This window comes from Flavilitoribacter nigricans DSM 23189 = NBRC 102662 (genome assembly GCF_002646595.1).
Taxonomy (GTDB): Bacteria; Bacteroidota; Bacteroidia; order Chitinophagales; family Saprospiraceae; genus Flavilitoribacter; species Flavilitoribacter nigricans.
Genome location: NZ_PDUD01000072.1, coordinates 17,385 through 29,262, shown reverse-complemented (window position 1 = coordinate 29,262; position 11,878 = coordinate 17,385). Strand labels below are relative to the sequence as shown.

Below are 11,878 nucleotides of genomic sequence, written 5' to 3'. Positions count from 1 at the left end.
AACAAATTCCGCTATGTCAAAGACCGGTGGAGTTATTTAAAAAAATAACCTAACTTTTATTCATCAAGCGAGTGGAATGTACACTCGTTTTGTGTCAACCTATGTTAGGCGCGCACAGGAGGTATTTTACAAAGACAACAGGCCAAAAATACCGGTGAACAGCACCGCCGCCAGAAAGAACAGGATCTGCAGGATCGACATGTAGGTAATGTTGGGACTGTAAATGGATAACTTACCGCCCTTTTTCCCGGGAGCTTCCTTCGACGTGGCGTCTTCCGAAAGCGAACCGGTCAGGGAAAGCATCGTTAAAATGCCGAACATGATGGACAGGAAGAATAACAGCCACGCCAGAGCCAGCGGCCAGATCGGCACCTGGGTAACATCACCGATAAATTCCTTGGAAAAGGTAATGGTCAGCGCGATAAACCCGGTGGACAGGGTGATCAGCAAACGGGTGCTTTCCGATGCAAAATCGAAAGCTTTTAATCTTTGATCGCTCATAATAATTGGATTTAGGATTAAGAGCTTATCCAAAAACCATCCTTTGGTCTTAAAATAACCATCTATGGAACCTCATTTCGTCATTTCCTCCTTCCGTAGCGCTGCTACGAAACTCGAAAATGACTTCGTGAGCACCCAAATCTGGTCATTTTCGACAGCAAAAACGGGTTCTGGATCGGCTCTAAGTACAAAAGGGCCACATCGGGCAGAGACGGTTTTTCGCCCAGGCGTAGGTCTCCTCCCCCACTCGATCGTGGGCAGACGGATCCGGATATACTTTTTCCCGGGCGGCAACCATGTGGTCAATGAAGACTTCCAATTTTTTATCGGCCATACCGATAAGTTCATCCTGGGAGATACCCTCGAATTCGGGTGTCGGATGCAGGATATTATTGGCACCGGTATCGAGCATGCCCTGCATATCCTGGGCCGCTCCGCTCCCAAAAGAAAAACCTTTGGACCGAACGTATTGCTGAGCGTGATCGTTGAGATGCGTAGTGATCTGAGAATGGGTTTTCATGGTATAGGATTGATTTTTAGTAATAGATTTGTGCGAGGAAAGCTCCGATGCCGAAAGGACTGCACAAACACCTTTCTGACACTTGCATTCCGGACTTCCGGCTCATCGCGGTACCGCCTTACCGCTATTCATCCACTTCCCGCTTCTTGGTGATCAGTACATCATCCACGACGATGATGCCCGGGAAAGCTTCCAACAGTGGCTGGGGATATTCCATGCGAAAGGCGGTTAGCCTATTAAAAGCTGCATCCACGAAGGGCTTTCCGCTGACGTTTACTACCGAACTACCGCCCTGGAGTACGGAAATACGGATCTCCGGACTGCCCGCATCGACGATCATCGTCAGGAAAAATACATAGAGCTGATCGGTCGTATAGCTGCCCACTTCTTCCGTTCCGTCCCCGGAGATCAAAGTGAATTTTCCGCCGGCCATGCGCAACTGAAAAGCCACCGTGCCACTGTTCCCCTTAACCGTCATGGTCAGGTGGGATCGATCACCGGCAGTTGGAACGTATCCCCGGAAGAATACCGTGTAGTTGGGTGTAAGCTGATGATCCGCGGGGATAAACTCCACGTAGGTTCCCTGATTGACACGCTCTACCTGGAGCGCGTTGGTCGTGATCAGACTCGGCGTCACTACGGTGACACCGTTGGAAAAAGTCATCGCATCTCCCGATGGGTTCCCCGGAGGATCTGTCGCCGGAGGTCCGACGGGCTGGCTGTTGAAATTTGCGTTAAAAATGGTGGTGCAATTGCTGAATCCCAGACACAGGATCAGCACGAGGTAAGATAAATACCTGGGGCTCATGATGTTTTGGTTTGAGGTTTAGTAATAAATAGTTGTACTGGGTAAAAACGCTTGCAGTGGCTCACTGCCACTTCTTTGTTTATAAAAATAACGAAAATCAATACCAAATGCCAGTACAGGCCGGAATTCAGCCCGAAGAGGAAGGAACGTTTATTGGCAATTGAGGAAAGGCAGGGAAAAACGGGACCGGCAATCACTATACAAAGCGATTGCCGGTCCCCCACTATGACTTAAAAATATCAATGTTTCAATCCAACAGTAGGCGCCCCCCAGGAACCGTAGAAATCCTGCAGGACAAAAAAGGCCTTTTTCCGTTCGCCGTTATCGGTGATCAGTCCTTTGAGGTTCCAGTAATCCTGTACGCCCTGATAGAGGCGCATGGAGGAACGAAAATCTTTCAATATCCAGGGTGACATGCCCACCAGACCACTTTGTTGTTTTACCATTTCCACCTGGTTTTGGTACACTTTCGCCTGGTACTCTTCGGAATAAACGACCAGGTCCTCTTCGTCTGCCGTTTTCCCCCGCTTGGCACCGGCGCCCATCTCACTAAATACGAAGGGTTTATTGTTTCGGACATGGAAACGGATCTTCGGAATATTCTCCAGCATAGTTTTACGGGCCTGGTACGGCGGAAGATTGGCGGCAGCCGCCAGAAATCCGGAATAGTACCAGCCGAAGTACTGGTTGATAGCCGCTACGTCGACGATCTCCGCCAGCGGATCATTGATCTCAATGTCCCAAACATCAAACTCCTTCCCGGCCAGAGTCGGAAAATAATAATCCCTGGCCATCGCCTGGATCTCTTCGTTAAAGATCAGGGCCGCTGTCGTCAGGCGGGTATCGTCCAGGCTTTTCACGTGCTTATTTAGATTGCCGAAAAAGGTATTCCTGGCTTCGGATTCCGGTGTTTCGTTCCCCAGACTCCAGAAGATGATACTGGCGCGGTTCTGGTCCCGGGCGATCATTTCATCCATCCGGGTCTTGGCCATTTCCAGCACTGCGGGACTGGCAAAATTCACGCTCCAATATACCGGGATCTCGGACCAGACCAGAATGCCCATTTTGTCCGCCTGCCGGGCCATGTATTCGTTGTGGGTATAGTGAGCCAGTCGCACGAAATTGCAGTTGAGTTCTTTGGCGTAGGTCAGCAACTCTGCCGCCTCCCGTTCACTGGAAGCGCGGCCGTTGGCGCCGATAGCTTCTTCGTGAATGGAGATCCCTTTTAGAAATACCGGCTTTCCGTTCAGTACAACCTGCCCATCCTCCACGGCAATGGTACGGAATCCGATCTGGTCCTCCACTGCATCCGGTCCGGCGCTGATCCGGACGGTGTAGAGGGTCGGCTGTTCGGGAGACCACAATTCCGGCTTCGCATCCAGCGATACGCGCGCCCGTCCATCCGTTACCGGGAAAGTCTTCCGGATGTTGAGCTCCGGAATTTCCAGGTTAACGCTGCCCGTCGGCATTCCCTCCAGGTTCACCCAGCCTTCGATCCGGTCTATGCTTTTGGGCGCTAACTGGATCTTATAGTTCCGAATGAATTGAGCGGGCATCTCTACCAGATCCACGTCCCGGGTAATGCCGCCGTAATTCATCCAATCCGTACTGGTAGTAGGAATATCGTCACTGGTGAGAGCATTATTCACTTTGATCACGAGCAGATTTTCTCCCTCCTTCAATACTTTCGTGACTTCACAGTTAAAAGACGTGTAGCCGCCGGTGTGACTGGCCACATGCTCGCCGTTCACGTAGATCTGCGCCTTGTAATTAATGGCGCCAAAATGGAGAAAATACCGCTTATTATCTTTTTTCTTTACGTAGAAATCGCGCTTGTACCAGACCTTACCGTTGTAAAAGACGAGTCGGGTATCCTGCGTATTCCAGTCGCCGGGTACCCGCAGGGTCAGACCGTCTTCGAGATTAGCCTCTACGAGTTCCGAAGGCTCCGGTTTATAATTGCGTTCCAGATAGTGAAAGCGATCATTAAGGGAAAAAACCGATGGATCGATAAGCGCATTCCAGGTACCGTTCAGGGACTGGGTGTGTCGGGCTCCGATATTGCCGATCAGCGGTGCACAGGGAATATCCTCGACGGTCTGGGTTTCAAAAATGTCCTGCGACTGTAACGGGGCCAGAACACTAAGCAGCCAGAATAAAGCGATCAGGGAAGTTGGAAAAGAAGCTTGCATAATATTTTGTTGATTAGGATTTTAAAACTGCTGCAATCTTCGGTATTTCCAGTATCAGGGTCGTCCCAACCGTATTAATGGGACCAATTTGGCGGGTATTTACGGGATTTCAACGGCTTTCCTGCGAGAAACTTTCCCGTTGGTACTGCGTGGGGGTCTTTCCGGTGATCTCTTTGAAGACCCGGTTGAAGGAAGACTTGGAATTGAAACCGGCCTCGTAGGCCAGACTTAGCAGGGTAAACCGGTCGGCTTCCGGTTGCCGGAGCAGGCGCTGAAATTCCCGCACCCGGTATTCATTGATCAGCTGGTAAAAGTTTTTGCCCAGATGCTCATTGATGGTCTGCGACAGGTTCTGCTGCGACAATTCCAGGTCCTGCATCATCGCCTGCAGACTGTAATCCGGCTGCACAAATGGCTTCTTTTCCTCCAGGTAACGCAGGATCTTTTCGGCCAGCTCTTCCATCACAGCGGGCTTAAGACCGGAGTGCTGGTACTTTTCCGGTTCCGGGGTGTCGGTCTCCAGGAGCGGAACCGTCCGGCGCTCCCGTTCGAAAATGATGGGCTGGATCAAACCGAAAACCAGCAAAAGGTATCCCAGCATAGCCATGTTGAACTGTTGCGTCCAGAAATTCATAGACTGCACCGTCGCGAAAGAATCACCCAGAAAAGGACCGGCAAAAAAGAGGACATGACTAAACAGCGTCGCCAGCATAAGCAGCGGTACCCAGTTGAGGGAACGCTTTTCGGAACGGCTGGAGAAAAAGTTGAGCATATTTCGCTGGTGCCGGAGCAACAGGATCACCGTGGCGATCCAGTACGTGAGCACCGAGATCACGATCAATGCGACCACACCCCAGATCACGATCTTTACTCTCGATCCATCAAAGGTGGTCAGAGAAACCGATTCCGGGAAATAAACCAGCCGGAAGGCCGACACCAGTACAAACGGCAGGATGTGCCACCAGTCCAGGCGCCGGAAGTGAAAATCCGGAACGACCAGGCTGCGCACGTAGAAATAAAAAGCCGGCCCGGACAGCATGAAAAAGGGAATGAAACCGATCTTGATATAGGCCACCAAACCTTCGGGCAGCAAAAAGCCCAAAAAGAGCAGCGCAAAGATCAACAGCCATAGGGACAGGATCCGGTTGGACAAATGCCGGGGTTCCCGAAGCCAGAAGACTGCCGCACTGAAAAAGGATTGTATGAGGCCAAGGATGAGCATGCTTACATTCGGATCGCGCCGGATCAGTAGATTTTGGTACGGGCGGTAAGTTAGGCAATTTGTCTTTTCCTCTGCCCCTTTTTGCGCTTACCCTCTCCGTCCCGGCGGATCATCCCGTCCGTAATGTACCCGTAAGCAACGGCCGGCTAGGCCGGATTTTCGGATGTACTCAATGTATGAGCCCGCTCCAGCGCCTGTAGAAATACCTCGGGATCCTGCGCCCCGCTAACGGCCAAACGGCGATCCAGTACGAAAAACGGTACGCCACGTACACCGATCTGCCGGGATTCGTGGATATCCCGCTGCACTTCTTCGGTGTATTGCTTTTGTTCCAGGGCACTCCGTACCTCCTGCTCATCCAGGCCGATCTCGGAAGCCAGTTTTACCAGGGTACCGTGGTCACTGATCAGCGCCCCTTCGGTGAAATAGGCCCGGAAAAGGCGTTCTTCCATGGCCCCGCCGAGTTGGTGCTTTTTGGCCAACTGGATCACGCGGTGAGCGTCCAGAGAATTGGTGACTTTCGCCCGGTCGAAATTGTATTCCAGTCCGACACCGGCAGCCGTCTGCACTACCGACGCGTGCATTTTCCGGGACCATTCCACTGACTGGCCCTTTACTTCCGCCAGGTATTCGTATACATTCTGGTCGGGAATATATTCCTGGTGCGGATTCAATTGAAAACTTTTCCAGACGATCTCTACCTGATCTTTATGTTCGAAACGATCCAGGGCACGCTCGAATTTCCTTTTGCCAATATAGCAGAACGGGCAAACGACATCACTCCAGATCTCAACTTTTATCTTATTTCCCATGGTATACATGTTTGCATTAACTACAAAAAGAACGCTACGCTGTAGCTCTTTTTATCTTCCATCCCTACGGGCTGGAGATAGGGCGGTGCGCTGCACCTTTTTTATGATAACTGTCGAACACAAATCATCGAGTTTTTCGGTTTCTCAATAATTCGCATTTTATTGCCTGAATGCCTGATCTGTCCTGGACGTTGATCTAATAACGGGTGGAACCACCACCATATCTCCAACCAAATCTGAAAAGTTAGCATAAGGTGCAGAGCACCGTCCTATCTCCAACCAAAACCCGACAAGTTAGCACAAGGTGCAGAGCACCGCCCTATCTTCAACCCGACCCTGACAAGTTAGCATAAGGTGCAGAGCACCGTCCTACCTCCAACCAAACCCGACAATGTAGCACAAGATGCAGAGCACCGTCCTATCTCCAACCAGACCCGACAAGTTACTACAAGATGCAGAGCACCGTCCTACCTCCAACCAAAACCTGACAAGTTACCACAAGGTGCAGAGCACCACCCTATCTCCAACCAAAACCTGACAAGTTACCGACAGGTGCAGAGCACCGCCATATCTCCAACCCGACCCTGACAAGTTAGCATAAGGTGCAGCGCACCGTCCTATCTCCAACCAAAAACTGACAAGTTACCACAAGATGCAGAGCACCGTCCTATCTCCAACCAAAACCTGACAAGTTAGCACAAGGTGCAGAGCACCGCCCTATCTCCAACCAAACCATCTACTACAACAACTAATAATCCCCCTGGTTTCACCTCCACCTTGCTTCTCCCTGCAATCGTCTGATTGCCTGAGTGATGACCCATTTAGCACCAAGCAGCCCCATCCCGGCTGAAACGCAATTTTATCCATCGACGGATGTACTAATTTTCTTCCTTGGTCCCTTTGCAAAATCCCCAATTATCCTTACCTTTGCGGGCCGTAAAGGCAAAATCTTTGCGGTTGAAATGGGGTAATACGGTGCAAACGATAGATTTACAGGCCCTAAAGCCGGTCTATCCGACATCCGCTTACTCATTACCAATAAATAAAATTCTAACTCAATGTTCGCAATCGTAACCATAGCTGGTCAGCAGTTTAAAGTTGAGGAAGGTCAGGAGATCTTCGTCCACCAGCTAGAAGCCGAAGCCGGCGACAGCGTTTCTTTCGACCAGGTTAACCTGATCGAGAACGACGGATCTGTTTCCCTCGGCAAGCCGGTGTTGGACGGATCTTCCGTAAGCGCTACCGTTCTGGAGCACGTTAAAGGTGACAAAGTCATCGTATTCAAAAAGAAGCGCCGGAAGGGATACCGCGTGAAAAATGGCCACCGCCAGCACTTCACCAAAATTAAAATCGATAGTATTGCCGGATAATCCGGTCGTATTGTTTCACCAAAAAAACTTTCGACAATGGCTCACAAGAAAGGTGTAGGTAGTACTGATAACGGCCGTGATAGTAAAAGTAAACGACTTGGCGTGAAACTCTTCGGAGGTCAAGCGGCTATTGCCGGTAACATCATCGTTCGCCAGAGAGGCACCAAATACCACGCTGGTAACAACGTATATATGGGTAAAGACTTTACGCTGCACGCCCGTGTGGACGGCACCGTAGTTTACTCAAAAGGAAGAAAAGATCGTACTTTCGTTAGCATCCTGCCCGTTGACGCAGTAGCAACGGTAGAAAAAGCAGCTCCGGCTCCGGCTAAAGCAAAGGCCGCTCCGAAAGCAGCAGCTCCGGCTCCTGAAGTAGAAGCTCCAAAGGCAGAAGCACCGAAGGAAGAGGCTCCCAAAGCGGAAGCTCCCAAGGCAGAAGCAGCTCCAAAAGCGAAAAAATCCGATAAGATCACTTTGCCTTCCGGCAAAAAGATCAAGCAGGACGACCTGAAGATCGTTGAAGGTATCGGTCCTAAGATCGAAGGTCTGCTGAATGACGCCGGTATCAATACCTGGGCGGATCTGGCAGAAGCTCCGGAAGATAAAGTACAGGCTATCCTGGACGAAGCTGGTCCTCGCTACCGTATGCACGACCCGGCTACCTGGTCCAAGCAAGCCCAAATGGCTAACGATGGCCAGTGGGAAGAACTGGAAGCTTACCAGGATCGTCTGGACGGCGGCCGTGAAGTAACTGACGAAGAAGAATAGATCGTTTCGACGGTTCGGCAGGCAAAGCGCCCCGGATCGTTGCCGATTCAGAAGTAATAAAAATGTCGATTATTGGGCTCGCCCGGTAATCGGCATTTTCGTTTTACTCCTTCCGGAACATAGCTCCTTAAGATCCTTAAAACGGAATGACCAAGAGCCCCGAAGAAGAATAAAGGCACAACTTCTCCCCCTCACCCAGTCTCCTAATCTCCCCATCTTCCTAGTCTCTCCATCTCCAATCTCCCCATCCGCCAATTTTTAAAAAAATGATCAATGGTTTCTTCCAAAGAGACGGTAATACGCCCTACAGCCATCCGCCATCGTTGACCAGAATATAATTCCCGCCAACATCCATGTAGGCTGCTTCCGGGAAGATCTTCAGAAAACGTTCCTCAAAGAACTGCTGGCTTTCCCTTTTATCTTTAGTGGTGGCCGCCAGGCGGTTGAACAAGAGCAATCCATTCGGATTGATCATTGCCTTGAGGTTATTCAGGAACTCATCCTGTTCAAAAGATTCCGGTACCACATCGTCCAAAAAAACGTCCATACAGATGAGATCAAAGGTGGCCGGCTGCTGGGCAACATAGGCCAGCGCATCCGTACAGATCAGCTCTACGGGAGACATGATCTCCGGGATGGCGTATTTACTGGCCAGTTCAATGATGGCTTCATCGATCTCCACCGCGGTGTAGTACAATTCCTGATCGAAGATCTTTTCCAGCATCAGCGGAATACTCCCGAGTCCGAGCCCCAGGATCAGTACGTCCTTACCGGGCAGCTGTTCCAGGTCAACCCGGGTGAAAGCCTTGCGGTAATTATCGTAACGGTCTTCGAAACTATAAATGGCATTGGCCGTGCACAACTGGTAACGACCGTTGGAAAGGCTGACGTACAAATGCGGATTGTACTCGCTGGACATACTCTCAACGTGCTGCTCAACAAAATAACTCAACCATACCTTCCAGCGGGGAGGCCTCATTCGTTTTTCCCGGAAAGATAGTTTTTTGTGCGCTATTTCCCATTATTTTTGCTTCGGTCGAAACCTAATCCGGGCCGAACCGGTTATATTTAGTCGCATGTTTTTCAGGACTGTGGAATCCGAGCGCATCCGATGCAGCGAGCAGTCTTCCCGGACATCCGCCAAACTGACATAAGACTTAAGCCTAATCTACGTGAAACAACTAGCCGTACTCAATAAATATTTTCTCCGTTACCGCTGGCATCTGCTGCTGGGTACTCTTTTCGTTACGCTATCCAACTATTTCCGGGTACTGCAGCCGCAGCTGATCCGCGAGGCGCTGGACCTGGTGGTAGAGAATATCGGCCTGTACCATCTGCTGAACGGATTTGAGCTGCAAGCCGAGCTCTATTCTCTGCTCGGTAAGACCCTGCTGCTATTCGGAGGTCTGGTGTTGCTTTTCGCGCTCATCATGGGGCTGTTCATGTACTTTATGCGGCAGACCATTATCGTGATGTCCCGCCTCATCGAATACGACATGCGAAAGGAGCTGTTTGCCCACTACGAGAAACTCAATCTGGCGTTTTACAAAAGAAATAATACCGGGGACCTTATGGCCCGCATCAGCGAGGACGTGTCCAAGGTGCGGATGTATCTCGGACCGGCGGTCCTCTACGGTATCAACCTCGCTTCCCTCTTTGTACTGGTGATCTATTCCATGCTGCGGGTAAGTGTGGAACTAACCCTCTACAGCCTGGCGCCGCTACCATTACTGTCCATTTCGATCTACTATGTCAGCAATCTGATCAACAAGCGCAGTGAGCGTATTCAGCGCCAGCTGGCCAGTCTAAACAGTACTGCCCAGGAAGTCTATTCGGGCATCCGGGTGGTAAAATCTTACGTACAGGAAGCGCCCATGGTTCGGCATTTTGCCGATCAGTGCGAGGATTACAAAACCAAATCGCTGGAACTGGTAAAGGTAGATTCCTTCTTTTTCCCCATTATGCTGTTGCTCATCGGGGCCAGTACGGTTATCACCGTTTACGTCGGAGGTTTGCAGGTAGTAAAAGGCACCATCACCGCCGGTAACATCGCCGAGTTTGTGATCTATGTGAATATGCTGACCTGGCCGGTAACGGCAATCGGCTGGATCGCCTCCATCATCCAGCAGGCTGCAGCTTCCCAGAAACGGATCAACGAATTCCTGGATACCCAGCCGGAAATTACCAGTCCGGCGGAAGATGAGTCTCCGATCGAAGGGCAGGTCGTATTTGACGATGTAACATTTGTCTATCCGGATACCGGTATTCGGGCATTGAAGAAAGTAAGTTTTGAACTCGCCGCCGGACAGAAAATGGCCATTGTGGGGCGGACCGGCTCCGGGAAAACCACTATTGCCGATCTACTGGTACGCATGTACGACGTCAGCGAGGGTGAGATCCGTATCGACGGCCGGAATATCGAATCCCTCGATCTGGATAATCTCCGTCGCCGGGTCGGCTACGTTCCCCAGGATGTCTTCCTGTTTTCTGATACCGTAGCCAACAACATTGCTTTCGGCCGCCGGGATGCACCCCAGGAAGAGATCGAAAAATTCGCCCGCCACGCTGCGGTTTACAAGGATATCAAGGAGTTATCCGAAGGGTTCCAGACCCGGGTCGGCGAACGGGGGATCACGCTTTCGGGAGGTCAGAAACAACGGGTCTCCATTGCCCGGGCGCTGATCAAACATCCGGATATCATTATCCTGGATGATTGCCTTTCCGCGGTGGATACCACTACCGAAAAGGAAATACTCGGCTATTTCAACGAAGCCCTGGCCGACAAAACGGCAATCATCATTACCCACCGGATCTATTCTCACCTCCAGTTCGACAAGATCATCGTACTGGATGACGGCCGGATCACGGAAGTCGGTACCCACGAAGAACTACTGGAACTGAGAGGCTACTACTACGATATGTACGAAAGACAGACTTTCGAGGAAGCTTCTTCCTAAACCGCCATGCGGGTTGCGGCTAATCGGAGCCATTCCAAGCGATCCCCTTTCCCCTAACCGGAAAGGTGATCATTTCGGAAGCCTCTCGCCCATTTCGGTTTTTCCTATCCCTGCGGCCAACCGCAACCATTCACCGGCGCACTTCCGCCGCTTGCTGCCTCCTGCCCGCCATTTACCGTTTTTCCTTTTTTTTTTTGAAATATGGGCCAAATCTTTACTTTTGTACGGTGCACTTTAATTAACCTAAATTTTTTGAACGTGGATAACGAGAGGAATTCAAGGCGATTCGAGAGTGTGTATTCCAAAAAAGTACGGGCCGGCAAGCGCAGAACTTATTTTTTCGATGTACGCCGGACCAAGGGAGACGACTTCTACCTAACCCTGACGGAAAGCACCAAACGCTTTAACAGTGAGGGTTATGAGCGACACAAGATCTTTCTCTACAAAGAGGATTTCAATCGCTTTCTCAGCAGCCTGGAAGAGGTCATTGATTATGTCAAAACCGAGCTGATGCCGGAATATGACTACGATGAGTACACGCGTCGTCATGAGGAGTACGAAGCGGAACTTGCAGCGAAGCAGAACGAAGAAGATGATGATGATGACTCCAAGACGGAAGTTGGAGAAGATGACATGAGCTGGTAAAAAAGTGAAATTCGGCTAATTACCGAATTTCACTTTTTAGCTTGAGCCAGGAGCAAAGTGTACGAAAAATAACTGGCATTTCC

At 50.6% G+C, this 11,878-nt stretch carries 11 protein-coding genes; 4 read left to right on the top strand and 7 right to left on the bottom strand.

Annotation, left to right across the window (positions count from 1 at the left end):
* Positions 1–126: 126 nt before the first annotated feature.
* The 6 genes from CRP01_RS40160 to CRP01_RS40135 all read right to left on the bottom strand — a co-directional run bounded on the left by CRP01_RS40160 (position 127) and on the right by CRP01_RS40135 (position 6,055).
* Positions 127–501, bottom strand: a complete 375-nt coding sequence (locus CRP01_RS40160; RefSeq protein ID WP_099155758.1) for a hypothetical protein — start codon at positions 499–501, stop codon at positions 127–129.
* 181 nt (positions 502–682) lie between these two features.
* Positions 683–1,021, bottom strand: a complete 339-nt coding sequence (locus tag CRP01_RS40155) for a hypothetical protein (protein WP_099155757.1) — start codon at positions 1,019–1,021, stop codon at positions 683–685.
* Positions 1,022–1,145: 124 nt separating this feature from the next.
* On the bottom strand, positions 1,146–1,829 hold the full coding sequence (locus CRP01_RS40150; RefSeq protein WP_099155756.1) for a hypothetical protein: 684 nt from the start codon (positions 1,827–1,829) through the stop codon (positions 1,146–1,148).
* A 239-nt stretch (positions 1,830–2,068) separates the two neighbouring features.
* Positions 2,069–4,021, bottom strand: a complete 1,953-nt coding sequence (locus tag CRP01_RS40145) for a glycoside hydrolase family 2 TIM barrel-domain containing protein (RefSeq protein ID WP_099155755.1) — start codon at positions 4,019–4,021, stop codon at positions 2,069–2,071.
* 109 nt (positions 4,022–4,130) lie between these two features.
* A complete protein-coding gene (locus CRP01_RS40140) occupies positions 4,131–5,243 on the bottom strand; it encodes a helix-turn-helix domain-containing protein (protein ID WP_099155754.1) in 1,113 nt (370 codons plus the stop codon).
* Between the two features lie 146 nt (positions 5,244–5,389).
* The gene (locus tag CRP01_RS40135) at positions 5,390–6,055 is read right to left on the bottom strand and encodes a DsbA family oxidoreductase (protein WP_099155753.1); all 666 of its coding nucleotides are present in this window, start codon (positions 6,053–6,055) and stop codon (positions 5,390–5,392) included.
* 1,058 nt (positions 6,056–7,113) lie between these two features.
* On the opposite strand from CRP01_RS40135, the gene rplU reads away from it, so the two are divergent.
* Together rplU and rpmA are read left to right on the top strand one after the other, a co-directional pair.
* Entirely contained in the window at positions 7,114–7,425 is a 312-nt protein-coding gene (gene rplU / locus CRP01_RS40130; RefSeq protein ID WP_099155752.1) for a 50S ribosomal protein L21, read from the top strand.
* A 36-nt stretch (positions 7,426–7,461) separates the two neighbouring features.
* On the top strand, positions 7,462–8,193 hold the full coding sequence (gene rpmA, locus CRP01_RS43580; RefSeq protein ID WP_099155751.1) for a 50S ribosomal protein L27: 732 nt from the start codon (positions 7,462–7,464) through the stop codon (positions 8,191–8,193).
* A gap of 304 nt (positions 8,194–8,497) precedes the next feature.
* Here the strand turns inward: rpmA and CRP01_RS40120 are convergent, their stop codons facing one another.
* Positions 8,498–9,172, bottom strand: a complete 675-nt coding sequence (locus CRP01_RS40120; protein ID WP_099155750.1) for a spermidine synthase — start codon at positions 9,170–9,172, stop codon at positions 8,498–8,500.
* Between the two features lie 193 nt (positions 9,173–9,365).
* Between CRP01_RS40120 and CRP01_RS40115 the strand changes: the two genes are divergently transcribed.
* Together CRP01_RS40115 and CRP01_RS40110 are read left to right on the top strand one after the other, a co-directional pair.
* A complete protein-coding gene (locus tag CRP01_RS40115) occupies positions 9,366–11,150 on the top strand; it encodes an ABC transporter ATP-binding protein (RefSeq protein WP_099155749.1) in 1,785 nt (594 codons plus the stop codon).
* Between the two features lie 258 nt (positions 11,151–11,408).
* Positions 11,409–11,795: a DUF3276 family protein gene (locus CRP01_RS40110; RefSeq protein WP_185154598.1), complete on the top strand. Its 387-nt coding sequence runs from the start codon at positions 11,409–11,411 to the stop codon at positions 11,793–11,795.
* The last annotated feature ends 83 nt before the right edge of the window (positions 11,796–11,878 follow it).

Coding starts and splice junctions, on each gene's coding strand:
- CRP01_RS40160 (WP_099155758.1), bottom strand. CDS start 501: ATGAGCGATCAAAGATTAAAAGCTTTCGATTTTGCATCGGAAAGCACC.
- CRP01_RS40155 (WP_099155757.1), bottom strand. CDS start 1,021: ATGAAAACCCATTCTCAGATCACTACGCATCTCAACGATCACGCTCAG.
- CRP01_RS40150 (WP_099155756.1), bottom strand. CDS start 1,829: ATGAGCCCCAGGTATTTATCTTACCTCGTGCTGATCCTGTGTCTGGGA.
- CRP01_RS40145 (WP_099155755.1), bottom strand. CDS start 4,021: ATGCAAGCTTCTTTTCCAACTTCCCTGATCGCTTTATTCTGGCTGCTT.
- CRP01_RS40140 (WP_099155754.1), bottom strand. CDS start 5,243: ATGCTCATCCTTGGCCTCATACAATCCTTTTTCAGTGCGGCAGTCTTC.
- CRP01_RS40135 (WP_099155753.1), bottom strand. CDS start 6,055: ATGGGAAATAAGATAAAAGTTGAGATCTGGAGTGATGTCGTTTGCCCG.
- rplU (WP_099155752.1), top strand. CDS start 7,114: ATGTTCGCAATCGTAACCATAGCTGGTCAGCAGTTTAAAGTTGAGGAA.
- rpmA (WP_099155751.1), top strand. CDS start 7,462: ATGGCTCACAAGAAAGGTGTAGGTAGTACTGATAACGGCCGTGATAGT.
- CRP01_RS40120 (WP_099155750.1), bottom strand. CDS start 9,172: ATGAGGCCTCCCCGCTGGAAGGTATGGTTGAGTTATTTTGTTGAGCAG.